This window comes from Roseovarius pelagicus (assembly GCF_025639885.1).
Lineage (GTDB): Bacteria > Pseudomonadota > Alphaproteobacteria > Rhodobacterales > Rhodobacteraceae > Roseovarius > Roseovarius pelagicus.
Map to the genome: position 1 here is coordinate 3,588,194 of NZ_CP106738.1, position 20,896 is coordinate 3,609,089.

At 60.5% G+C, this 20,896-nt stretch carries 25 protein-coding genes and 1 pseudogene; 12 read left to right on the forward strand and 14 right to left on the reverse strand.

The genetic code is table 11. The annotated features are described in order from the left end of the window. The first annotated feature begins 25 nt into the window (after positions 1-25). On the forward strand, positions 26-265 hold the full coding sequence (locus N7U68_RS18775) for a hypothetical protein (protein ID WP_263047805.1): 240 nt from the start codon (positions 26-28) through the stop codon (positions 263-265). Between the two features lie 16 nt (positions 266-281). Here the strand turns inward: N7U68_RS18775 and N7U68_RS18780 are convergent, their stop codons facing one another. Beyond that, the gene (locus N7U68_RS18780; protein WP_263047806.1) at positions 282-1,298 is read right to left on the reverse strand and encodes an NAD(P)H-dependent flavin oxidoreductase; all 1,017 of its coding nucleotides are present in this window, start codon (positions 1,296-1,298) and stop codon (positions 282-284) included. Further along, complete coding sequence (locus N7U68_RS18785; RefSeq protein WP_263047807.1) at positions 1,295-1,672, reverse strand: DUF488 domain-containing protein; 378 nt, start codon at positions 1,670-1,672, stop codon at positions 1,295-1,297. The genes N7U68_RS18780 and N7U68_RS18785 overlap by 4 nt, the downstream gene beginning before the upstream one ends. 173 nt (positions 1,673-1,845) lie before the next feature. On the opposite strand from N7U68_RS18785, the gene N7U68_RS18790 reads away from it, so the two are divergent. The 3 genes from N7U68_RS18790 (at position 1,846) to N7U68_RS18800 (ending at position 4,320) form a co-directional block, all read left to right on the forward strand. Next, positions 1,846-2,133 (forward strand): DUF6522 family protein, encoded by a 288-nt coding sequence (locus N7U68_RS18790; RefSeq protein ID WP_263047808.1) that lies wholly within the window; start codon positions 1,846-1,848, stop codon positions 2,131-2,133. Between the two features lie 152 nt (positions 2,134-2,285). Further along, the gene (gene nirK / locus N7U68_RS18795; RefSeq protein ID WP_263047809.1) at positions 2,286-3,434 is read left to right on the forward strand and encodes a copper-containing nitrite reductase; all 1,149 of its coding nucleotides are present in this window, start codon (positions 2,286-2,288) and stop codon (positions 3,432-3,434) included. 73 nt (positions 3,435-3,507) lie between these two features. Next, positions 3,508-4,320, forward strand: a complete 813-nt coding sequence (locus tag N7U68_RS18800; RefSeq protein ID WP_263047810.1) for a formylglycine-generating enzyme family protein — start codon at positions 3,508-3,510, stop codon at positions 4,318-4,320. Positions 4,321-4,360: 40 nt separating this feature from the next. Here the strand turns inward: N7U68_RS18800 and hemN are convergent, their stop codons facing one another. Genes hemN through N7U68_RS18840 form a run of 8 tightly spaced genes read right to left on the reverse strand, consistent with a single transcriptional unit; the run spans position 4,361 to position 11,352 of the window. Continuing rightward, complete coding sequence (hemN, locus tag N7U68_RS18805; RefSeq protein WP_263047811.1) at positions 4,361-5,716, reverse strand: oxygen-independent coproporphyrinogen III oxidase; 1,356 nt, start codon at positions 5,714-5,716, stop codon at positions 4,361-4,363. Between the two features lie 51 nt (positions 5,717-5,767). After that, positions 5,768-6,463: an NnrU family protein gene (locus N7U68_RS18810; RefSeq protein WP_263047812.1), complete on the reverse strand. Its 696-nt coding sequence runs from the start codon at positions 6,461-6,463 to the stop codon at positions 5,768-5,770. Continuing rightward, positions 6,460-6,678 (reverse strand): NnrT protein, encoded by a 219-nt coding sequence (locus tag N7U68_RS18815; RefSeq protein ID WP_165193002.1) that lies wholly within the window; start codon positions 6,676-6,678, stop codon positions 6,460-6,462. The genes N7U68_RS18810 and N7U68_RS18815 overlap by 4 nt, the downstream gene beginning before the upstream one ends. Next, on the reverse strand, positions 6,675-6,860 hold the full coding sequence (locus tag N7U68_RS18820) for a hypothetical protein (protein ID WP_165193000.1): 186 nt from the start codon (positions 6,858-6,860) through the stop codon (positions 6,675-6,677). Before N7U68_RS18820 ends, N7U68_RS18815 begins: the two co-directional genes overlap by 4 nt. Position 6,861: 1 nt before the next feature. Then, positions 6,862-8,739, reverse strand: coding sequence for a nitric oxide reductase activation protein NorD (locus N7U68_RS18825; RefSeq protein ID WP_263047813.1), 1,878 nt, complete (start codon positions 8,737-8,739; stop codon positions 6,862-6,864). Between the two features lie 4 nt (positions 8,740-8,743). Beyond that, positions 8,744-9,538, reverse strand: coding sequence for a CbbQ/NirQ/NorQ/GpvN family protein (locus N7U68_RS18830; protein ID WP_263047814.1), 795 nt, complete (start codon positions 9,536-9,538; stop codon positions 8,744-8,746). 3 nt (positions 9,539-9,541) lie between these two features. Then, the gene (locus tag N7U68_RS18835) at positions 9,542-10,885 is read right to left on the reverse strand and encodes a cbb3-type cytochrome c oxidase subunit I (protein ID WP_165192994.1); all 1,344 of its coding nucleotides are present in this window, start codon (positions 10,883-10,885) and stop codon (positions 9,542-9,544) included. A 14-nt stretch (positions 10,886-10,899) separates the two neighbouring features. After that, entirely contained in the window at positions 10,900-11,352 is a 453-nt protein-coding gene (locus tag N7U68_RS18840) for a c-type cytochrome (protein WP_165192992.1), read from the reverse strand. A 126-nt stretch (positions 11,353-11,478) separates the two neighbouring features. Between N7U68_RS18840 and N7U68_RS18845 the strand changes: the two genes are divergently transcribed. Continuing rightward, on the forward strand, positions 11,479-11,700 hold the full coding sequence (locus tag N7U68_RS18845) for a DUF1858 domain-containing protein (protein ID WP_165192990.1): 222 nt from the start codon (positions 11,479-11,481) through the stop codon (positions 11,698-11,700). Here the strand turns inward: N7U68_RS18845 and N7U68_RS18850 are convergent. Continuing rightward, a complete protein-coding gene (locus N7U68_RS18850; protein WP_165192988.1) occupies positions 11,697-12,392 on the reverse strand; it encodes a Crp/Fnr family transcriptional regulator in 696 nt (231 codons plus the stop codon). The genes N7U68_RS18845 and N7U68_RS18850 overlap by 4 nt on opposite strands. A 100-nt stretch (positions 12,393-12,492) precedes the next feature. Between N7U68_RS18850 and N7U68_RS18855 the strand changes: the two genes are divergently transcribed. From N7U68_RS18855 to N7U68_RS18875, 5 genes and pseudogenes are all read left to right on the forward strand, one after another. Continuing rightward, positions 12,493-12,921, forward strand: a complete 429-nt coding sequence (locus N7U68_RS18855) for a pseudoazurin (protein WP_263047815.1) — start codon at positions 12,493-12,495, stop codon at positions 12,919-12,921. 79 nt (positions 12,922-13,000) lie between these two features. Further along, a complete protein-coding gene (locus N7U68_RS18860; RefSeq protein WP_263047816.1) occupies positions 13,001-14,197 on the forward strand; it encodes an NnrS family protein in 1,197 nt (398 codons plus the stop codon). A 266-nt stretch (positions 14,198-14,463) separates the two neighbouring features. After that, positions 14,464-15,461, forward strand: a pseudogene (gene dusA / locus N7U68_RS18865) (tRNA dihydrouridine(20/20a) synthase DusA). Positions 15,462-15,522: 61 nt separating this feature from the next. Continuing rightward, positions 15,523-16,347, forward strand: coding sequence for a sulfite exporter TauE/SafE family protein (locus tag N7U68_RS18870; protein WP_263047817.1), 825 nt, complete (start codon positions 15,523-15,525; stop codon positions 16,345-16,347). Beyond that, a complete protein-coding gene (locus tag N7U68_RS18875) occupies positions 16,341-17,129 on the forward strand; it encodes a hypothetical protein (RefSeq protein WP_263047818.1) in 789 nt (262 codons plus the stop codon). Before N7U68_RS18870 ends, N7U68_RS18875 begins: the two co-directional genes overlap by 7 nt. 54 nt (positions 17,130-17,183) lie before the next feature. Here the strand turns inward: N7U68_RS18875 and N7U68_RS18880 are convergent, their stop codons facing one another. The 3 genes from N7U68_RS18880 to ccmI are packed head-to-tail and all read right to left on the reverse strand — an operon-like array spanning position 17,184 to position 19,146. Then, positions 17,184-17,438, reverse strand: a complete 255-nt coding sequence (locus N7U68_RS18880) for a DUF1289 domain-containing protein (RefSeq protein WP_263049189.1) — start codon at positions 17,436-17,438, stop codon at positions 17,184-17,186. A gap of 8 nt (positions 17,439-17,446) precedes the next feature. Further along, positions 17,447-17,923 carry a Holliday junction resolvase RuvX gene (gene ruvX / locus N7U68_RS18885; protein ID WP_263047819.1) on the reverse strand — a complete coding sequence of 159 codons (477 nt, stop codon included), beginning with the start codon at positions 17,921-17,923 and terminating at the stop codon, positions 17,447-17,449. After that, a complete protein-coding gene (ccmI, locus tag N7U68_RS18890; protein ID WP_263047820.1) occupies positions 17,920-19,146 on the reverse strand; it encodes a c-type cytochrome biogenesis protein CcmI in 1,227 nt (408 codons plus the stop codon). The genes ruvX and ccmI overlap by 4 nt, the downstream gene beginning before the upstream one ends. Positions 19,147-19,348: 202 nt before the next feature. On the opposite strand from ccmI, the gene N7U68_RS18895 reads away from it, so the two are divergent. Next, a complete protein-coding gene (locus N7U68_RS18895) occupies positions 19,349-20,593 on the forward strand; it encodes a sarcosine oxidase subunit beta family protein (RefSeq protein ID WP_165192972.1) in 1,245 nt (414 codons plus the stop codon). A gap of 64 nt (positions 20,594-20,657) precedes the next feature. Further along, entirely contained in the window at positions 20,658-20,855 is a 198-nt protein-coding gene (locus N7U68_RS18900; RefSeq protein WP_165192970.1) for a hypothetical protein, read from the forward strand. Positions 20,856-20,896: the final 41 nt, after the last annotated feature.

The window sequence follows — 20,896 nt, forward strand, 5'->3', positions numbered from 1 at the left end:
GGCCATTATAGCCGGAGGCGCGCAGTTGAGCGACGATTTTGACAGTTTTCGATGCCGTAGCGGGTTTTCTTCGCCGCCAGAGCAGGCATCAGACGACGTGTCGGACGACCGCGAGGCAACTGTAAAGGCCCGTATTCCGACACAGGTTGTGCCGAAGGAGCGCGAAGGAAACACGCGCCAACCCGATGTTTCGCGCCCAGAGGGACGTGACGGCATTCTGAGTACGCTCGCTGCTATGATCAGGTCCGTGCTGGGCAGATCATAGTGCGCGATTCCGCACGCTACCCATGCTGCAATTCACTCAGGCAGCGTCGGGCGTCGTCTGCCATGTATCGCAGGCGATCTCCTGCGCTGACAACGGACGTGACCGCGTCGACGCCCTGACCGGCATAGAGAGACATCGCCTCAAGCTCTCCGGTGGTGGTGCGCATCGGGGAATCAGTGCTTTGACGAAAGCGGGGCGTGTCGCCGTCATAGGCAATGACCTCTGACGGGATCTGCGCGGGGTCATGCCCCAGAAGGCGGTCCCCGAATCCTGCGGTCACACTGTTTTTCAACACCCGCACGGCTGATCCGGCGGGCCAGTTCAGGACAAACCCATCGGTCAGGACGGTATCCTCTGACGTGGCGTCGATAATGCGACGTTTATGATAATCGTGGGCAAATGCCTCGGTTGTAGCAAGGAAGGCCGTCCCACATTGAACGCCCACAGCCCCCATTCCAAGAGCGGCGGCAAGCCCGCGCCCGGTCGTGATGCCGCCGGAGATAACGACCGGAACACTGGCTGCTGTCAGCACGGAATCAGCCAATGCAAAGGCACCGGTGCGCCCGTGTACATGGCCGCCTGCCTCGCAACCCTGCGCGATCAGCACATCCGCACCGACCGCTTCGGCCCGCCTTGCGGCTTCGATATTGCCGATCTGGTGCAACACTTTGCAACCGGCCTTCTTCACCCGCTCCACGGCGTCCGGCACCACGTCCCAGAAGAACGAAAATGTCGTGACGCCCAGATCAAGACAGGTGCCGATCTGGGCATCCAGCAGTCCGGGTTCTGTCGCCGCAGGGATCAGATTAACTGCAAAGGGCTTGTCCGTTGCGCGACGGAGCGCGGCAACCTCAGACGCTATCAGGGCAGGGTCCTCGCGGACCATGCCGAGCGTCGGATAGCCACCAGCCAAAGCAACCGCCGCAGCCAGTTCTGACCGTGCGACGCCGCCCATTCCGGCAAGGATGACTGGCACATCGCAGCCCAGCAGATCGCATAGGGGGGTGCGTAAGAGATCAGGGTGTGCTGTCATGTTGTCGTGCTTTTCATGCGTTGGGACAGGTAATCTCTCAGTACGACCGCTTGATTGTGCTCGCGGTCCTTAGCAGCATAGAGCAGCGTCACCGGACCCTTGCGGCAACATTTCAGGCAGCGTTCTACGGCATCTGCATTTCCCGCCAGTTCATGCATGTACCGATTACGGAACTCTGCCCATCTGTCGGGGTCATGTCCAAACCATTTTCTGAGATCATCGCTGGGGGCGACCTCCTTGTTCCAATCATCATGGTCCAGGTCTTCTTTTGCTATGCCGCGAGGCCATACGCGATCCACCAGAATCCGCGTGCGATCGTCGGAAGCCGGGTCGTCGTAGACTCGGGCAATAGTGATGTCGGGTGTCGTATTCATTTTGGATCTGTCCAAGCAGGGCCGGAGCAGGCCGAGGATCGACGGGTAGTGGCTGAAATGGATATGAAGGTCGCCCGGCCCCTCATCATAATGTGTATTGTATCGAGAGGCTAAAACTCATAATGAGTATTGTAAATACCTATTCAATTTCTGGAACTGGCCGAGAGGGCGAAATGAGCAAAGTTTCCGTGACTGCTGATGGCTTCGTCGTCGATGCTGAGTTGCTCGGGGCTGCGTTCAGCGTGCCGCCGGAAACCATTCCGACCGAAATGCGCGACGGTAACATCACCAGCCGATGCGAGATCGGTGTCGACGCTGATGCAGGAACATCGCGGCTGACATTCTTTCGTGACGGGCGCGCGTTGCGGCTTGTCGTGAACCTCGATGGGGCCGTTCTGTCGCAGTCGCGCTTTCCGGTGGCGCCTCCAAATGCCGCTAAGGTGCCCGAGGCGAAAACCTGAGCATCGGCGGACCGGTAAATTCGTTTTTGGCGTGATTTTTCGCGCCTAGAAGCGAAAGTCTTGTCAGAAGGTTGCGGTGCCGCAACGTTCGCAATCAGCAATCGCAATAGATTCATCTCAACCGGCAATCATACCGATAAAGGAGATGGAAAATGCTGACGAGAAGAGCCGCACTGATGGGGGCCGCGGGCATTGCCGCGCTACCCATTCTGGCGAAAGCCACAAACGCCGAGGAGATCATGGATACGTCCATGGCAGCCCCCGTCGACCTGTCCAGCCTGAAGCGGATCAAGCGCAAACTGGTCCGCCCGCCGATGGTACACGAGCACGAGCAAGTGGCCCCGGCCGAGCCGCGGGTGGTCGAATTCGAGATGCAGATCGTAGAAAAAGAGATGGAGGTCGACAACGGTGCTTACCTTCAGGCGATGACGTTTAACGGGTCGGTTCCCGGACCGCTGATGGTGGTACATGAGGGCGATTATGTAGAGTTGACGCTGTTCAACTCTCCCGACAACCTGATGCAGCACAACATTGACTTCCACGCCGCAACCGGGGCGTTGGGCGGTGGTTCACTGACCTTGGTCAATCCCGGCGAAAAGACCACTTTGCGGTTCAAGGCAACGCGGCCCGGCACCTTTGTCTATCACTGTGCGCCGGGTGGTCCGATGATCCCGTGGCACGTCGTCAGCGGCATGGCCGGGGCGATCATGGTTCTGCCCCGTGATGGATTGCATGACCATGAAGGTAAACCGGTCCGCTATGATCGCGTTTATTATATCGGCGAGAATGATTTCTATATTCCGAAGACGGAAGACGGCGATTACATGCGGTTCGAGGACGTCGCGGAAAGCTATCCCGACACGTTGGAGGTAATGAACGGGCTGATCCCCAGCCATGTGGTGTTCAACGGCAAGGTCGGCGCATTGACCGGTGATAATGCCCTGACCGCGTATCAAGGTGAAAAGGTTTTGTTTGTCCACAGTCAGGCCAACCGCGATACCCGTCCGCACCTGATCGGCGGTCACGGTGATCTGGTCTGGGAGCGGGGCAAGTTCAACAACCCGCCCGAGCGCGATCTGGAAACTTGGTTCATCGCTGGAGGCTCTGCCGGGGCGGCGCTCTATGAGTTCCTGCAACCGGGCGTATATGCCTACGTGAACCACAATCTGATCGAGGCGGTGAACCTTGGTGCGACGGCACACGTTGTCGTGCAGGGTGATTGGAACAATGACCTGATGGAACAGGTTCAGGCGCCAACCGAATACAACGCCGCCTACGAAGGCAAAACCGCGCTGCCATAAGCAGACGATCCGGCAAATGCAGCACAAGGCGACCGGATCACCGGTCGCCTTTTTTGATCAGAAGGGAAATGCCATGACGAAGCGTTCGATATCCCCTCGGTACATCCTGATGGCGGTGGCTGCATCCGCAGCGATATGCGCCGCTGGATATGCTACGTTTCGCGATGTGCGGCCTGCGATGGTCGGGCCGGACACCGTGATGATCCCCGCAGGCGAGGTTTCATTCCGTCCGTTGGGCACGTTTGCGCAGGATGGCAAGGTTCGCACACCGACGGCTGTCCCGATTGCCGTCGATGCGTTCGAAATCATGAAATATCAGGTTTCGCGTGATCAGTATGCCGCCTGTGTCGCCGATCAGGCTTGCGCGCCGGTTCCGGCAGTTGGCGGGCAGTTTCCGCAGACCCAAGTGAACTGGATTGATGCCACGGCCTATGCGCAATGGCTATCAAAGCAGACCCGGCAGACGTGGCGCCTGCCAACAGAGGCGGAGTGGCAGCACGCCGCCGCAGAACGCTACGGAGATGCCACTGCGGGACCAGAAGCACTGGATCCGGGCGAGCGGATGCTGGCGCAGTATGCGCAAGGATTGTTGTTGCGGGGAACCTCCAGTCCGACGCTGCGCCCCCCGGGTGGGTTTGGCGAAAACTCCTATGGTGTGGCTGATATTTCGGGCAATGTCTGGGAATGGACGGATGGCTGTGTCGAGAACGGAACCATCCGCGCCGACGGAAGCGTTGCCGAGCGCGAAAGCTACTGTGGCGTGCGCGTGGCCGGAGGTGTTCACCGGGCGGCGGTCATCGATTTTATCCGCGATGCCAGCGTGGGTGGCTGCGCGGTCGGGTTGCCGCCGGACCATCTGGGGTTCCGCTTGGTGCGTGATGGATGATTGCCCGCTGTTTCGAAGGGGCAATCATCCATAGAGCCGGCTAAGATGCCTGACTGTAGCGGACACCATCCGCTGAATGAGCGTCGAACCGCGCGGCGATAATACGGGTCAGGGCGCGACCTGCTGGGCGAATAGACAGCGACGTATCCGACACGGTGACCAGATCCCCGAACTGCTCTGACAAGCGCGTGATGCACGGGTCAAGACTGCCGGCGAGGGGGCCGAAACGATCCTGCAACGCGACTCGATCAATGGTGAAATCGCACATCAGCATTTCGATTGCGCGGGCCCGCAGCCTATCCTCGGCGGTCATCATGTGCCCGCGCGCTCCGGCCAGTTGTCCGGCCTCCACACGCTGTACATAGGCAGGGGTGGCGGCAGCGTTCTGGATGTACCCGCCGGGCAACCGCGAGATTGATGATGCGCCCAGCCCGATCAGCGTGCCGCAGGTATCATCGGTATACCCCTGAAAATTACGACGTAATTTCCCCGAGGTAGCCGCGCGGGCCAGCCCGTCATCAGGGCGGGCGAAATGATCGATGCCGATGGCGTCAAAGCCCACATCCTGGAACCGCTGCGCGGCCAGCTCTGCCAGCGTGTAACGGTCCATCTCGCGCGGTAGCGCGCTCTCGTCGATCAGCTTCTGTCGCTTTGATACCCACGGCACATGTGCGTACCCAAACAGCGCGATCCGGTCAGGTGCCAGATCCAGAACCTGTGAAACTGTATCGTCCAGCCGGGCGGCAGTCTGATGTGGCAGTCCATAAACCAGATCGGCATTGAGTGACCGAACGCCCGCCGCCCGCAAATCATCGACGCAGGCGCGGGTTATGTCGAATGGCTGAATGCGCCCGATGGCGGCTTGGACCAACGGATCAAAATCCTGAATGCCGATGCTGGCGCGGTTCATGCCTTCTTCGGCCAGTGCGGTGATTTTGCCGCGGTCGACCATTGTCGGGTCGATCTCTACCGAGAATTCGCAATCGTCCGTCGGTGGGATCACTGCTTTGACGGCTTGTGCCAGCCGGTGGATCAGTTCGGGTGGCAGGATTGTGGGCGTGCCACCGCCCCAATGCATCCGCCCCATGCGCAGGCCCGTTGGTATTGCGTCGCGCAGCGTTGCCAGTTCGCGCTCCAGCGTGCCGATGTAGCTTTCGACCGGCGAGAGGGTCTTGGTGCCTTGCGTGTGGCAGGCGCAGAACCAGCAGAGTCGTTCGCAGAATGGAATATGCAGGTAGACCGAGACTGGTTCGGACGGATCCAGTGCGGCAAGCGCCTGCGCCTGCTGGACAGCCCCGACACCGGGCGTAAAGACCGGCGCGGTCGGATAAGAGGTATAGCGGGGCACCCGAAGGTCAAAGAGACCGAGGGATTTGAGGCGGTCGATATGTTTCATACGCCGGATATGTCGGCTTTTTGCCTGCGCGACTTTGCGCAGGATCAAATTTCAAACAGGGAAGGGGGACACGCCGATCACATATTCATGCAGGTGCAGCAGGGCGAGCCAAAGGACCAGCCCGGCAATCGCCCGAAGCGTGATGGATCGTCCGTTGAGGCGACGCCAGTTCGGATCGAACAACGGAGCAAGCGACAAGATCGCCGTAGTGTGCATGAAGCGATGGGCCGCCTGCGGGCCAAGTGCCCGGCGGGCTTTGGCATCAAAGGCAGGGATTGCGGCCAGCGCCATTGCGGCAAAACTGCCAAAGAGGATAACGTGCGCCAGATCACCATTCGGGACCAGGTGGGCCCCGGACCAGAGCGCCAGTGCAAGAAAGAGGGGGTGTCGGCTGACGGCGGCGAAACCGGGTGCGACAGCGTCGAAGGTCACGCGGCGCCTGCCGCCCAAGGTGAAAGGTTGTGCGATCCCCACACCACATGTTGCAAGGATGATCGCCGCGGGCATGACGATATTCGGCACGCAACGGGTCCACGGCATCTGTGGCCACAGTTCCATATAGGGTGCGCGGCCTGCGGCGATGACAACCCAGACCAACAGGGCCAGCGACATCATCCCATAGACGCTGAAATAGATGCGCTGGCCAAGGGCGGTGATCAACCGGTCGCGCAACCCGCCAATGCGGGGTACGAAATGGCTGCCGATAAACAGGGCCATCGCGAGGCTGTACTCCCCCCAGCCAGTCATTTTCCGTCAGCCTTGGCCATGAGGCGCGTGATATGGCAGGCGAAGGCCCATGTCGCGGGTACCCCGATGACAAGCCCGCCGGCAGCCGCCTCCCACGGGGTCAGAACCCGCCAGCCCAGCCAAGAGCCGATGAGAGAGGCGAAAAATAGGTTCACTGCCATCGCTCCGGCCCCGAACGGGTAGAGCGCCGCGAGAAGTTTAGCAGAGGGTCTCATCGCCGTTGGACGAGCATGTGAACGGCTGCCAGAGCTGCGATCAGGGCGACCGAGGCGATCAGGAACCAGACTTCGGCGGTTTCGGTCTGTGGTTTCGGGACAGGGCGTTCAAAACCCGCCGCAAAGATTGCGGTGGGAGCGAGCAGGATCAGTGCGAAAATCGTTGCAAGGCGGTGTTTCATCTTAGGACTCCATCGTCAGGGATTGGTATATCTCGGGCAGGGCGCGGGGCAACCTTTCAGGATTGGGCAACAGGGTATGACCGGCCTGCCCGAAGATGCGTGCGAACCAGTCCTGCCCGTCGGCATCAATGATCACGCCATGAACGGATTGCCCCAGCGCGCGCGCCTCGCGGACGGCCATGCGGCTGTCCTCGATGCCGTGGGCACCTTCATAGTGGTCCAGATCGTTTGGCTTTCCATCCGTCAGTACCAGCAGCAGGCGGCGTGTTGCCCCCTCATCTGCAAGCTGAGCTGTGACATGGCGGATCGCGGCGCCAAGGCGGGTGTAGTGACCGGGCTTCAGCCCGCCGATCCGCTGGGTTATCTGCTGCGACATTGGCTCGGAGAATGCCTTGGCACGGTGCAGAAAAACCCGGTCGCGACGCAGTGAGGAAAATCCCCAGATGCCCAGCCGGTCCCCGGCAGTGTCGATCCCGCCTGCAAGCGCCGCAAGCGCCTCGCGGGCGGTTTCAATCACGGAAGTGTCCCCGAGGGCGGCCTCGGTCGAACGCGAGCAATCCATCAGGATCGCGACTGACAGGTCCCGCGCCATCGGGCGACTGGCCTGCCAGACGCGATCGCTGCCCTCGTGACCGAGGGCGATGGCGGTACGGGATGCGACGACGGCATCAAGGTCCAGATCATCGCCGTCGATCTGACGGGGTAAGACCACCCGGCGCGGATGCAGCGGGGCAAATTGGTTTTTGACGCGTGCCACCAGTCTGGGGTCGGGGGCATATGCTGCGAGTGGTTCAGCGTCGATCTCCAACACCCTCGTATGATCGGGCATGTAATCGCCACTGCGGCGGTTCCATTCAGGGTAGGTGAATTTGCCCGCCAGCCTTTCGTGTTCCGCATCTTGTGGGGACAGGTCCAGCGAAACGCGCAGCCGGGTGGCGGCGCGCTTCATGTTCTGACTCAGGGTCAGGTGATCCTGATCCTCGGCGGCCTTGGCCGCGTTGTCCTGATCGTCATCGTCGACCATGCGGTTAATGTTCAGGCTCTCGGCCCATGACATGATCGTTTCGAACCGGTGGATGATGAAACTGTCACGCCGGTTGGCCTGATCGCGGTCTTCGCGACGTGCGTCCTTGCGGCTGGGGATCCCGACAGCAGGTTGCGGGGCTGCGGTGTCGTCCGGGGCGGCCCCGGCGACATTGCTGCTGGCACGTAGGCGCAGCCAGATCGGCACAGGTTCATAGGTTCGGTATCCGCGCGGGGCGGGGCAATTCAGGCACGCATCATCGGCAACATTACCGTTGATCTGATCAAGGATCAGCCGCTCGACACCGGCCTCGCAGCGCGGCAGGCCTGTACGGGCGCGAGTCGTGACGATGTGATTGCACAGTGCGGCATATGGCTTTCTCAGGCCGGGGCAGGCGGCGTAGGCACGGTCCGACGCGATGGCGATGGCGGCTATTTCAGCCCGATCCCTAGCGAGCGCGTCGGTTTGCGGAGAGGGCAGCTCAACGCTGGCAGCAAGGGCTGCCAACCACAGATAGGCCGCGCGGTTCAGATCGTTGGTGTCAAAAACATCAATCACCGACGGCAGACGCAGCCGATCACCGTCAAAATCGGCGACATGCAGCATCTCGCGCGGCGTACCGATCCGGCGCAGACGGTCGGGGCGATGGTCGGATGTGGCGGCTGGCGCCGGCAGGATTTCTGTCCCCGCCGGGCCGCCGAGCGCGCGATAGAGCGTGGCGATACTGGGCCGCATCGCCGCGAAACTGGCGGCCCGCTCGGCAGCGCCGTCGGCGCGTCCCGCACGGGTCGCCATATCATGCCAAAGGTTGCCGATGGTTTCTTCCGGCTCCATCAGGTCGAGCAGGTGTATCATCGCTTCACCCGTAGACGCTGGCGGCCAGATCGCGCAGCGCCTGCTGGACGTCGGGCTCATCCGATAACGGCTCGATGATCGCGGCCTCAATGGCGCGATCCACATGCATACCGTGCGCGATCATGGTGGCGGCATAGATCAACAGACGAGTCGAGACGCCTTCTTCCAGATCCATGCCTGACAGCCTGCGAATATGGCCCGCAAGACGGACCAGCGCTGCCGATCGGGCCTCGTCCAACCCGCTTTCGGCGGTGACGACAGCGATCTCCACGCGTGGATCGGGGAAGTCAAAGCCAATCGAGACAAAGCGTTGCCGCGTCGATGGCTTCAGCTTCTTCAGGATGTTCTGATAGCCGGGGTTGTAGCTGGCCACGAGCATGAAGCTATTGGGTGCGACAAGTTCCTCGCCGGTGCGGTCGATGACCAGCCTGCGACGATCGTCGGTCAGCGGGTGCAGTACGACGGTCACATCCTTTCGGGCCTCGACCACCTCGTCGAGGTAGCAAATGCCACCGGTGCGCACGGCCCGTGTCAGAGGACCGTCAACCCACACAGTTTCACCACCTTTGAGCAGGTAGCGCCCGATCAGGTCGGCCGCAGACAGATCGTCGTGGCAGGCGACCGTGTGCAGGGGCAGGCCGGTGCGGGCGGCCATATGTTCGACAAAGCGGGTTTTACCGCAGCCGGTCGGCCCCTTCAGAAGAAGGGGCAAACCGTTGGCATGGGCCGTCTCGAATACATCGCATTCATCTGCGACAGGGGCGTAGAACGGCAGTTCGGGTTTCGACGCGATGTTCATGGCTTACTCTCCGGGTACGGTTGCGGAGCCGGGCTTGATCACCTCGCGGCGCACCACCAGCATGGAGTAGATGAACAGGAGTGCCCCGAGCACCACGGCGATACCTGAGCCGAAGCGCATCATGTAGAAGAGGCCAAGCTGGTCCTGCACGTCCATGTAGTAGTCGCCTACGATCCGCTGCATGTGTGTCTGGATCGTCCCGGCAAAGGTCAGCGTAAAGGTCATGAAGGCCATGCCGCCTGTCATCAGCCAGAAGGACACCATATTCAGCACCTGATTATAGGGATCACGTCCGCGCAGGATCGGCATCGCGTAGGTGAACATCGCCAAGTTAAGTGCCACATAGGCGCCATAGAACGACAGGTGCCCGTGGGCGGCGGTGATTTGCGTGCCGTGGGTATAGTAGTTTACCCCGTGGAACGTGTGCAGGAAGCCCCAGACGCCCGCGCCGAAGAAGGCGACGGTGGACGCGCCCAGTGACCAGAGCAACGCGGCCTTGTTCGGGTGGTTCTTGCGGCCTTTCCACACCATGATGAAGGAAAAGGACATCATCGCAAAGAATGGCACCACTTCGAACGCTGAGAAGATAGAGCCGAGCCACTGCCAGTACCCCGGCAAGCCGATCCAGTAAAAATGGTGCCCGGTTCCGAGAATGCCGGAAAAGAGCGCCGTGGCAACGATGACATAGAGCCATTTCTCGATCACTTCGCGGTCAACACCTGTAAGCTTGAGCATGAGGAAGCCAAGGATCGCGGCCATCACCAGTTCCCACGTCGCTTCGACCCAGAGGTGAACGACGAACCACCAGTACATTTTATCAAGGCTCAGGTTGTCGGGGTTGATGAAGGCAAAGACCCAGAGCAGGCAAAGCAGCCATAGCCCCATTAGCAGGATGTTGGTGATTGCTGTCTTGCGCCCGGCCAGAAAGGTCAGCGAGACGTTGACGAGAAAGATCACGGCGGCGACGAGAATGCCGAACTTGACCCAAAGTGGCTGTTCGAGGAATTCGCGCCCTCCGTGGATACCCACAAGGTAAGAGCCGACGGCGCCGAGCGTGCCGACCACGAGGATGATCAGCTGGAGATAGGCCAGCTTGACCGAGAAAATCTCGCGTTCGGACTCCTCTGGTACCAGATAATAGGCAGCACCAAAGAAGCCCAGCAACAGCCAGACGATCAGCGCATTGGTGTGGATCATGCGCACGACGTTAAACGGCAACAGCTCTGACAATGTGTTGGGCGATACATAGATCCACCCGGCCAGCAGCCCGCCGAGAACCTGAATGGCAAAGAGCCCCATGGCGACGAGAAAATAGGCGTAGGCCACTTTCTGTGATTGATATTTCATCTGATTGTTCTCCCTCAGCCCGCGTCGTTGGGCGGCCAGTTCTGGGTGTCGGTCTGATCAGCCCAGCGAAGGAATTCGGCCAGCGCCTTCATCTCTTCTTCGGTGATCTCGAAAAATGGCATCTGGCGTCTGCCTTCAATGCCCGAAGGCTGTGCCTGCATCCATCCGTCGAGCATCTCGAAAGCGCCCTCCGGATCATCCAGAACCCCCCAGCGGGTCATGACATTGCCGACTTCGGGGGCGAAATAGGCCCCTTCACCGTGCAAGGTGTGGCAGTTGATGCACGAATGCCGTTCCCATACGTGTTTGCCGAGTATGACCTCTTCGGTCAGGGGCATACCGGCTGTGGATGTGTTGACGATATAGTGGTGGCTCTGAATCGTTAGGGCGATGAACACGACGACGAAGAAGATGGATCCTCCGTAGAACACGTTCCTGGCCCGCGATTTGGTAAGTAATTCTGACATGTCGCGGTCCCGACAAATTGTTGCGGATGCACACTGCCTATCGGTCGCCTCACCAGAGAATGTTGCGCAAGCGCAAAGAAGCCGCAGAAACATCGCAGCAAGATGGCTCTGTGCAAGGAGATCATCATGCGACGTCCCGATTTCGACGATCCGGATTTGCCGCTGTCAGTGCTGTTCGCAGAATGGCCAGAGGCAATCGCCCCATTTCTGGAACGCCGGATGCTGTGTCCGGGCTGCCCGATTGCGCCGTTTCACGCGATTACGGATGCCTGTGTGGAATATGATCTGGACGAGGATGAGTTTCGCGAAGAACTGAGAGCCGCGATAAGCGCCGCGAAAGCGTCCTAGCCTTGCGCGTCGCTGATCAGGACAAGCCTGTGCGGGTCGGTGACGACGATGTGCTTGCGCGTTGACCGCACGATCCCGTCCTTTTCCCACGCAGACAGCAGACGACTGACCGTGTGCAGCGTTGTTCCGGTCATGTCTGAAATGTTTTGCCGGGTAATCGGAAAGGCGATCTCGATCCCCTGATCCGTCTTTCGTCCGCTTTGGTTCACCATCCTTAGGACTGCGGCGGCAACCCGTTTTTCGACGGCCTGCGTCGCCATCTCGGTCAGGGTGTCCTGAATTTGGCCAAGACGCTGGCCGACAGTCTTGAAGCTTTCGCTCGCAAAGCCTTGATACTTTGCGGTGAACTCTGGCCACAAGCGAGCGGGCCAAGACAGGGCGATCGATTCTGCCGCAGCGATGGCGGTGGCGGGATAGGTGTCACGCTGTAGCGCGGGTGCAATACCGAACAACTGCCCCGGAGAGATATGCAGCACGATGATCTGATCGCCGCCCGGTGTCGTGCGCACCACGCGAAGGTAGCCGTCCAGCAGCAGGAAAAAGTGATCGGCTGCAAAGCCCTCACTGAAAATGGCAGTCCCTTCGTCGAACCGACGCGGCGTTGCCAGACCGAGGATTTCGCGAATCTGCGTCCGCTCCAGCAGGCTGAAGGGGGGCAGGCCGGTCAGAAGGCTTTCGTCTAGCTTGGGCACGAATATCTCGGAAGTTTGTTTCAGAGCAATGTTTCGAGGCGGGGCATACCTCATATCAGCGTCAGACGAAACAGTTGGATCACTAAGAAAGGATGCTCCAATGCTCAAGACAATGATGATGACCGCCGCCCTCGCTCTGATCGCAGTGACTGCGAATGCCGAGACTTATGAGGTTCATATGAAGAACCGCGGAGATGCGGGTGTAATGGTATTCGAACCAGCATTTGTAAAAGCGCAGCCCGGCGATGTGATCCGGTTCCTCCCCACAGACAAGGGGCACAACGTCGAGAGCATTGATGGGATGCTTCCCGAGGGGGTCGAATCCTTCAAGACCAAGTTCAACAAGGAATTTGATCTGACTGTCGAAAAGGAAGGTGTCTACGGCATCAAATGCACACCGCACTACGCCATGGGCATGGTTGCTCTGATTCAGGTGGGTGAGGCTGCCAATCTGGATGAAGCGGCGGCCGTAAAGCAGAAGGGCAAAGCCAAGTCGCGCATGTCGGACCTGTTTGAACAGGTTGAGTGACGTACCGTCCCACGTCGCGTGACCTTTTGGGGCGGTGCCAATGGCGCCGCCCCAGCGCGTTCAAATCTGGAGATTCGACATGTCTGCCCGTACCAAGTATTCTGGCCCCGCCCTGTTTTCTTATGGCTTTAGGCCATTTTTCCTGTCTGCGACGTTATTCGCCCTGCTTGTTGTGCCGGTATGGTGGTTGGTGTGGCGGGGGGATGTCGTGCTTAGCAGTACATTTTCGCCGACGGACTGGCATATCCACGAGATGGTTTTCGGGTATGGCGCGGCTGTCATCGCCGGGTTCCTGTTTACAGCAGTGCCAAACTGGACGGGCCGCTTGCCTGCGCAAGGCTGGCCGTTGGCTGCGCTGTTGGCGATATGGATCGCCGGGCGGCTTGCCTTGGCCGGGGCAACAGGCCTTGGCCCAATCGGAGTGGCCGCCATTGATCAACTGTTTCTGGTGGCCGTGGCGGGGATGATCGCCCGCGAAATCATCGCAGGCAAGAACTGGCGCAACCTCAAGGTATTGATCCCGGTGACATTACTGTGGTTAGCCAATCTGGCATTTCATATAGAGGCGATGATGCAGGGCGGCGCAGATGTCAGTCGCCGCGCGGGCATCGCGCTGCTGATCTTTCTTATCATGCTGATTGGCGGACGCGTCGTCCCCAGCTTCACGCGCAACTGGTTGGTGAAGCGTGGCGCCACAGCCCTGCCGGTTCCGTTTAACCGGTTCGACGGGCTGACATTGCTGGTCAGTGTTCTGGCGTTGTTGATTTGGGTCGCCGCGCCGTTCAGCATCGTGAATGCAGCATCCGCATCGGCGGCTGCCGGTGTCCAAGTCATACGATTGCTACGCTGGCAGGGGATGGCAACATGGCGTTCGCCGCTGTTGGTGATGTTGCATGTGGCATATCTTTTGATACCCGCCGGGTTCCTCGGGATTGCTGGGGGCGCGCTGGGCATCGTATCGCCAGCGGTCGGCGCGCATCTGTTCGGCATCGGGGCCGTCGGCGGGATGACCGTCGCGGTGATGATGCGGGCGACGTTGGGCCATACGGGGCGCGATCTGGTCGCCGGGCCAATGCTGACAATCGCCTTTGCGCTGCTGATGGTATCAGCGGTTTTGCGGGCCGCAGATGGCACTGCTCTTTTGTCCGGGGTAAATGGCGTCGGGTTGTCAGCGGTATGCTGGACAGCGGCCTTTGCGGTGCTGGTGTTGCGCATCGGTCCGTGGCTTGCGACACCAAATGTTTCGAGGCGCAAGCCATCGGGTGGAGCCCAGTAGCGATGCCAATCGCGAGGTTCCGTCGAAAGAGAGGAGCGAACAATCTTAAGTTGCCGGGGAGAACCTGAGGCGTTGGGGCTGCGAAGATACGCTCTGGAGACCCGAACATTCCGATCTGGTCAGCAGCAGCGCCGATGGTTAGGGCTCTTACCGGGGACAGAATCGGAAACCGGGTCTGTTTTGGGGCAAGTGAATCCGTATGATGGCGGTTGAAACCTCCGGAAAATCCGCCGATCCATATGTGTCCCGGTGAGAATGGCAAGCAGATGAAATCAGATCCCAAGAGAAACGCACGCCTCAGCGTTGCACCGATGATGGATTGGACAGACCGGCATTGCCGGGTGCTGCATCGGCTGCTGACGCGTGAGGCGCTACTTTATACCGAAATGGTGACAGCCCCTGCGCTGGTGCGGGGGGCGCCCTGCATTTGCTGGACCATTCCGCGCGCGAGCAACCTGTAGCGTTGCAATTGGGCGGTTCCAACCCAAGCGAGTTGGCAGTGGCCGCGCGATTGGGGCAGGACGCTGGCTATGCCGAGATCAACCTGAATGTCGGATGCCCGTCGGACCGTGTTCAGTCGGGCACATTCGGGGCTGTCTTGATGAAATCACCTGCGCTGGTGGCGGAATGCTGTGCTGCGATGATCGAGGCAGTGGATGTGGACGTAACGGTCAAATGCCGGATTGGCGTTGATGATCAGGTGCCCGAAGATATTCTGCCGGAATTTATCGCGCAGGTCGGCGCTGTGGGGGTGGAGCGGTTTGCTATTCATGCCCGCATGGCGTGGCTGGACGGGCTGAGCCCAAAGGAAAACCGCGACATCCCGCCGCTGAACTATCCGCTGGTCCTGCAGATGAAACAGCTCTTTCCGGCGCTGCATTTATCCGTCAACGGCGGGATCAACAGCCTTGATCAAGCCGCGGCATTTTTGGAAGCCGGGCTGGATGGCGTGATGATCGGCCGGGCCGCCTATCACCAACCCGCAGACATGTTGTGCGCGGCTGACCGGCGGGTATTCGGCGCAAAAACACCTGATACCACTGCTGAATCTGCCGTGTGCGAAATGCTGCCCTATATTGAGGCGCATATGGCGGCGGGCGGGCGGCTGCATCAGGTAACGCGGCATATGCTGGGTCTCTTTGCCGGGCGACCCGGCGCACGGGGATGGCGGCGTGCATTGTCCGAGGGCGTGTCAAAGCCCGGCGCCGGGCCAGAACTGGTCGAGGCGGCGTTGCAGCACGTGACCGCGTTGCGTGCGGCGTAGAATCCCATTGCTGCATGGTCTATTTCCCGGTCTAACGCGGTATAGCTAGAGGGATTGCCGAATGATGGACATGACGTTGCTGCTAAGCATGGGCGCGATGCTGATGGTCATCGGAGCTTTTGCAGGGGTGTTGGCGGGGCTATTGGGCGTCGGCGGCGGCATCATTCTGGTGCCTGCGTTCTTTTACGCGTTTCAGACACTTGGGTATGATGGCCCGCAACTGATGCAGATGTGTCTGGCAACCTCTCTGGCGACGATCATCGTGACATCGGTCCGTTCGGTTCTGAGTCACAACAAGAAAGGCGCGGTGGATTGGGTCATTCTGCGCGGCTGGGCGCCGGGGATCGTGATCGGCGCAGTTCTGGGCGTCATAGCCGCGGCGGGGCTACGGTCCGGAACGCTACAGGCGATCTTTGGCATTCTGGCGCTGGTTATCGGGCTCTACATGGCATTGGGTCGATCCGAATGGCGGGTTGCTGATGCAATGCCGACTGGTGTGCGACGCGCGGGGCTATCGCCTGCGGTGGGGTTCCTGTCGGTTCTGATGGGGATTGGCGGTGGCAGCTTTGGTGTGCCGATGATGGCTCTTCATGCCGTGCCGATTCACCGGGCGGTTGCCACGGCGGCGGGCTTTGGCGTGACCATCGCCGTACCGTCGGTGGCAGGGTTTCTGTTGTTCGACATCGCGCCGGAAAATCGTCCTCCGCTGACCATTGGTGCGGTGAATCTTGCGGCTTTTGCCATCGTGATCGCAATGACGCTGGTGACAGCCCCGATTGGGGTGAGACTGGCACATGCGATGGACCCAAAGCCGCTGAAACGGGCGTTTGGGATGTTTTTGATACTGGTCGCCTTGAACATGCTGCGCAAAGCGATGGGATGGTAGCGGAGTTCCTGCGGCGGGGCTGGGCGCATTTCGCCTATGCGCCTGACGTCGCTGAATGGGCTGCCGCGGCGCGGGCTGCCGCATTGCCTGAGGTCGCTGCCCCGGCTGCGCAGTCCGAGTGGCTGCAATGTGGTGGAACTTGGTTTGTCGGCGTAGATACGCTGCCCAATATGTCGGATGGATCAGTGGGTGTTTCTGGCCGGCTGACCGGGGCCGCCTACGATCAGGCAACTGATATTTACGGTGTATTACCGCTGCATCGCGGGCAGGTGTCGATCACCTATCCGGGCTATCCGAAGCCGCGCAAAGGCGAGGGCGACGGGGCGTTTCGTTACCGATTGCGGCGCGATGCGGCGCATGTCGACGGATTGCTGGCGGTCGGCTCCGCGCGTCAACGGATGCTGAAAGAGCGACACGCCTATATTCTGGGGCTGCCCCTCACACATGCCAGTCCGGACGCCAGCCCGCTGGTCGTCTGGGAGGGCAGCCACGAGATCATGCGCGCCGCGTTTGCCCGTGCGCTGCGGGATACGCCGCCCACGCATTGGGGAGAGGTCGATTTGACCGAAATTTATACCTATACCCGTGCGCAGGTTTTCGAAATCTGCCGCCGCATAGAACTGCCAGCCAAACCCGGTGAGGCGACGCTGGTGCATCGTTTGGCGGTGCATGGCGTCGCCCGCTGGGCAGAGGGTGCTGCCGCGCCTGAAGAAGGGCGGATGATTGCATATTTTCGACCGGAGTTGCCGGATTTGGATGACGGCTGGTTGACGCTGCCCTAAACGTGTTCGGTTCGCATGGGCCGAGTGGCTTGTGCCCGCGTGAGATGTTCGCGCCTATTCATCCCGCGCTGCCAGCCGTGCGGCCCTGCCGCCCCGGCGCTTGCGCAACAGCGCCGTGCGCCCCGGCAATTCGGCGTTGATCCGCGCGCGTTCGTCATCTGTCATGCGGGACCAGCGGCTGATTTCGTCGGTGGTTCGGTTGCAGCCGGTGCAAATGCGGGCCTCTGGATGAACCACGCAGATGCGAATACAGGGGCTTTTGACTTCGTCGCGGCTCCAGATTTTTGCCGCTTCGGTATTGTCACTCATGTCATCACTCACGGCTCGCTCCTCATGTGGCGCAATCGGTCCAGCACACCTTGAAGGATATAGGAAGCGGCGATGTTGTCGATCACCTCTGCGCGACGTTTGCGTGACGCATCCGCCTCCAGCAGCGCTCTTTCGGCGGCGACAGTCGACAGGCGTTCGTCCCAATAGCCGATGGGTAACTCGGTCAACCGCGTCAGGTTGCGTGCAAAGGCACGAGTCGACTGGCAGCGCGGTCCCTCGGACCCATCCATGTTGCGTGGCAAGCCAAGGATGATACCGCCCACTTCGCGCGCTGCGGCGATCTCAAGCAATCGCGCGGCGTCGAGACCGAATTTTTTCCGTCGTATCGTTTCAAACGGGCTGGCAACCGACAGCAACCGGTCCGACAAGGCGACACCGATCGTTTTGTCCCCCAGATCAAGGCCAATGACCGCCCGCATCGGGGGGACGGCAGCGGCAAAATTGGTGATATCCTCGCAGATCATTCTGTCACCCCGGCGCGAATGGCACCGGCACGCACCACCTCTAGCGCCTCAGGGCGATCGGCAAAGACCTGATTGGCCTCCTTCCAGATGGCCGCCGCGCGCTCGGTTTCACCCAATACGCCATAAGCGCCGATCAGCCGTGCCCATTCGGCAGCTGTGCCGCCCTCGCTGGCAAGCCGTTCAGAGAGTTGTGAAACCATACCTTGGATCATTTCCATCCTGTCGGCTGCGGTCATATCGCTGGCCGCCTCAACATCGGCGGCGCTGGGGCCGGGCGTATCGGGGAGCGGCGGCAACTGATATTTTACGCCCGCCATAGAGGCCAGATCGGGCAGGCCCTGCCGTACCAGAGGCACCCAAGGGGAGTCTGGCGCGCTGTCTGTCAGCAGTTCTTGCCACAAACGAAAGGCCGTATCCGGGCGGTCGACCTGCGCCAGATAAAGCCCGAGGTAATAGCGCGCAGCGCCATGGGACGGATTACGTTCAAGGGCCGCGCGTAGGGCTGCCTCGGCCTCGATCGAGACATACCCATCGGCGGCCGTTACCATTAAGTCGGCCAGAAAGGCATAGTCATCCGCCTCGGCACTGGCTTCCTTTACCTCGATCAGGCGGCCTTGGGCAGCGATGGCGGCTTGGGTGTTGCCGAGCAGCGCCTCGTTGCGCGCCAAAAGTGTAAGTCCGCGCGGGTCATCGGGATTTTCCTGCATCGCGGTTCGCAGACGCTCCATCAATGCGGTGAACTCGGGGCTGGGCGCGGCTTGAGCGGGGGCGGGCAGGGCACGGGCCTCAGCGGCGGACTGGGTCAGACGGTCTGCACGCGCCGCGTCAGAGGCCGCAAGGCGGGCCTCGCGTGGAAAGTCAGTATACCCCGGCGCGCCCAACTGCCAATATAGCGCAAGAGAGCCACCGACCAGAACCAGTGTTGCCAGCGCGATCACCACCCGACCGGCAGCGCGGGGCTGCCCGCCAGTGACGCCGCCTTGCTGCAATTGTGCATCGGCCGCCAGAATACGGCGCGATACCTCGGTGCGCACGCGCCCTGCCTCTGCCGGGGTCAGGACACCACGCGCTTGATCGCGTTCCACCTCGCGTAGTTGATCACGGTAGACGCCGATATCATAGGCTGCGGGGGCTGTGCTACCAGCACGCCCGCGCAGCAACGCCATGCCAATTGCGCCACTGACCGCCAGCGCCAACGCGCTTGATAGGATCCAGAATATCATGGTCTCTCCCAGTTCTTGCCACGACATAACCCTGTGCGGGGCAGGAAAAAAGGGGCACGGTGTCGCGACTGCGTCGGCACAGTCGCCAATGTCGCAATTTTTGCGCCGGATGTCGCGATATGTATGTGGCTCAGAGCGGAGATGCCCCATACCCGATCAATGTAATCGGCTGTGACGAGATCCCCTGAAATCGAGGTTTGCCATGAAAAAATATTCTGCCTTTGCCGTCGCCCGCGAAGCTCTGCGCTATCATACCGGCTGGGATCGTGCCTGGGCATCGCCAGAACCGCGCGCCAAATACGATGTGATCATCGTGGGGGCCGGCGGGCATGGTCTGGCTACGGCGTATTATCTGGGCAAGAATTTCGGCATTACCAATGTGGCGATCCTCGAAAAGGGGTGGCTGGGTGGCGGCAACACGGGTCGCAACACCACGATCATCCGTTCGAATTATTTGCAGGATCCGTCGGCGGCAATCTACGAAAAGGCGCGCAGCCTCTACGAGACGATGAGTCAGGATCTGAACTATAACGTCATGTTCAGTCCACGCGGCGTAATGATGCTGGCCCAGACCCAGCACGAGGTTCGTGGATATGAGCGTACCGCACACGCCAATGCCTTGCAGGGTGTGACGACTGAATTCATCGGACCTGAACGGGTCAAGGAACTGGTGCCGATCATCAATCTGGATGGGCCGCGCTATCCGGTACTGGGGGCGCTGTGGCAGGCGCGCGGCGGTACGGCGCGCCACGATGCAGTGGCTTGGGGCTATGCACGGGCCTGCTCGGACATGGGTATGCATGTCATTCAGAAATGCGAAGTGACCGGCGTCTCGCAATCCGGTGGCAAGGTTACAGGTGTGACCACCAATCGCGGCGATATCGCTTGTGACAAGCTGGGTGTCGTCGTGGCGGGCCATTCCGGACATCTGGCCGAAATGGCGGGATTCCGCCTGCCGATTGAATCCGTGGCGCTTCAGGCGCTGGTCTCTGAGCCGATCAAGCCGTGCATGGATGTGGTGGTGATGGCCAACACGGTGCATGGCTACATGAGCCAGTCCGATAAGGGCGAGATGGTGATCGGCGGCGGCACTGACGGCTATAACAATTACACCCAGCGTGGCGCGTTCCACCATATCGAGGAAACTGTGCGCGCCTTGGTTGAGACATTCCCGATGATCGCACGGCTAAAAATGCTGCGCCAATGGGGCGGGATCGTCGACGTGACTGGCGACCGTTCGCCCATCATATCAAAGACGCCCGTCGACGGCATGTTCATCAACTGCGGCTGGGGCACCGGCGGGTTCAAGGCGATCCCCGGTTCCGGCTGGGGCTTTGCCGAACTGATGGCCAACGGGCACTCGCCCCTGACCGAAGCCTTCGGCCTTGAGCGGTTCCACGAGGGACGGTTCATTGATGAGTCTGTTGCAGCAGGAGTGGCGCACTGATGCGGAACCATTTCATGCAGACCTGCGTTGTAGCCATCAAAGGTACTGACGCAGGAGATTTACAATGTCTGAACAATCCGAAACGACCCGAAACTCGGGCAACGGCTTTCTCGCGTTCGTCGTGGGTGGGCTTGTTGTCGCTGTTGGCGTCATGGCGTGGCTGCTTTATGGCGGCGGCGAAGCCAACGATGACGTCAATATTTCCATCGAAGGCGCAGCACCTGCTGCCGAAGCCGTCGAAGACGCTGTCACCGGCGACTAACGACACAACCGTCAATGTTATGCTGCAAAGAGGGCGCTGCC

Bases quoted from the DNA above. Each gene is read 5' to 3' on its own strand.
- N7U68_RS18780 (WP_263047806.1), bottom strand. From the start codon at position 1,298: ATGACAGCACACCCTGATCTCTTACGCACCCCCCTATGCGATCTGCTG.
- N7U68_RS18785 (WP_263047807.1), bottom strand. From the start codon at position 1,672: ATGAATACGACACCCGACATCACTATTGCCCGAGTCTACGACGACCCG.
- N7U68_RS18790 (WP_263047808.1), top strand. From the start codon at position 1,846: ATGAGCAAAGTTTCCGTGACTGCTGATGGCTTCGTCGTCGATGCTGAG.
- nirK (WP_263047809.1), top strand. From the start codon at position 2,286: ATGCTGACGAGAAGAGCCGCACTGATGGGGGCCGCGGGCATTGCCGCG.
- N7U68_RS18800 (WP_263047810.1), top strand. From the start codon at position 3,508: ATGACGAAGCGTTCGATATCCCCTCGGTACATCCTGATGGCGGTGGCT.
- hemN (WP_263047811.1), bottom strand. From the start codon at position 5,716: ATGAAACATATCGACCGCCTCAAATCCCTCGGTCTCTTTGACCTTCGG.
- N7U68_RS18810 (WP_263047812.1), bottom strand. From the start codon at position 6,463: ATGACTGGCTGGGGGGAGTACAGCCTCGCGATGGCCCTGTTTATCGGC.
- N7U68_RS18815 (WP_165193002.1), bottom strand. From the start codon at position 6,678: ATGAGACCCTCTGCTAAACTTCTCGCGGCGCTCTACCCGTTCGGGGCC.
- N7U68_RS18820 (WP_165193000.1), bottom strand. From the start codon at position 6,860: ATGAAACACCGCCTTGCAACGATTTTCGCACTGATCCTGCTCGCTCCC.
- N7U68_RS18825 (WP_263047813.1), bottom strand. From the start codon at position 8,739: ATGATACACCTGCTCGACCTGATGGAGCCGGAAGAAACCATCGGCAAC.
- N7U68_RS18830 (WP_263047814.1), bottom strand. From the start codon at position 9,538: ATGAACATCGCGTCGAAACCCGAACTGCCGTTCTACGCCCCTGTCGCA.
- N7U68_RS18835 (WP_165192994.1), bottom strand. From the start codon at position 10,885: ATGAAATATCAATCACAGAAAGTGGCCTACGCCTATTTTCTCGTCGCC.
- N7U68_RS18840 (WP_165192992.1), bottom strand. From the start codon at position 11,352: ATGTCAGAATTACTTACCAAATCGCGGGCCAGGAACGTGTTCTACGGA.
- N7U68_RS18845 (WP_165192990.1), top strand. From the start codon at position 11,479: ATGCGACGTCCCGATTTCGACGATCCGGATTTGCCGCTGTCAGTGCTG.
- N7U68_RS18855 (WP_263047815.1), top strand. From the start codon at position 12,493: ATGCTCAAGACAATGATGATGACCGCCGCCCTCGCTCTGATCGCAGTG.
- N7U68_RS18860 (WP_263047816.1), top strand. From the start codon at position 13,001: ATGTCTGCCCGTACCAAGTATTCTGGCCCCGCCCTGTTTTCTTATGGC.
- N7U68_RS18870 (WP_263047817.1), top strand. From the start codon at position 15,523: ATGATGGACATGACGTTGCTGCTAAGCATGGGCGCGATGCTGATGGTC.
- N7U68_RS18875 (WP_263047818.1), top strand. From the start codon at position 16,341: ATGGTAGCGGAGTTCCTGCGGCGGGGCTGGGCGCATTTCGCCTATGCG.
- N7U68_RS18880 (WP_263049189.1), bottom strand. From the start codon at position 17,438: ATGAGTGACAATACCGAAGCGGCAAAAATCTGGAGCCGCGACGAAGTC.
- ruvX (WP_263047819.1), bottom strand. From the start codon at position 17,923: ATGATCTGCGAGGATATCACCAATTTTGCCGCTGCCGTCCCCCCGATG.
- ccmI (WP_263047820.1), bottom strand. From the start codon at position 19,146: ATGATATTCTGGATCCTATCAAGCGCGTTGGCGCTGGCGGTCAGTGGC.
- N7U68_RS18895 (WP_165192972.1), top strand. From the start codon at position 19,349: ATGAAAAAATATTCTGCCTTTGCCGTCGCCCGCGAAGCTCTGCGCTAT.
- N7U68_RS18900 (WP_165192970.1), top strand. From the start codon at position 20,658: ATGTCTGAACAATCCGAAACGACCCGAAACTCGGGCAACGGCTTTCTC.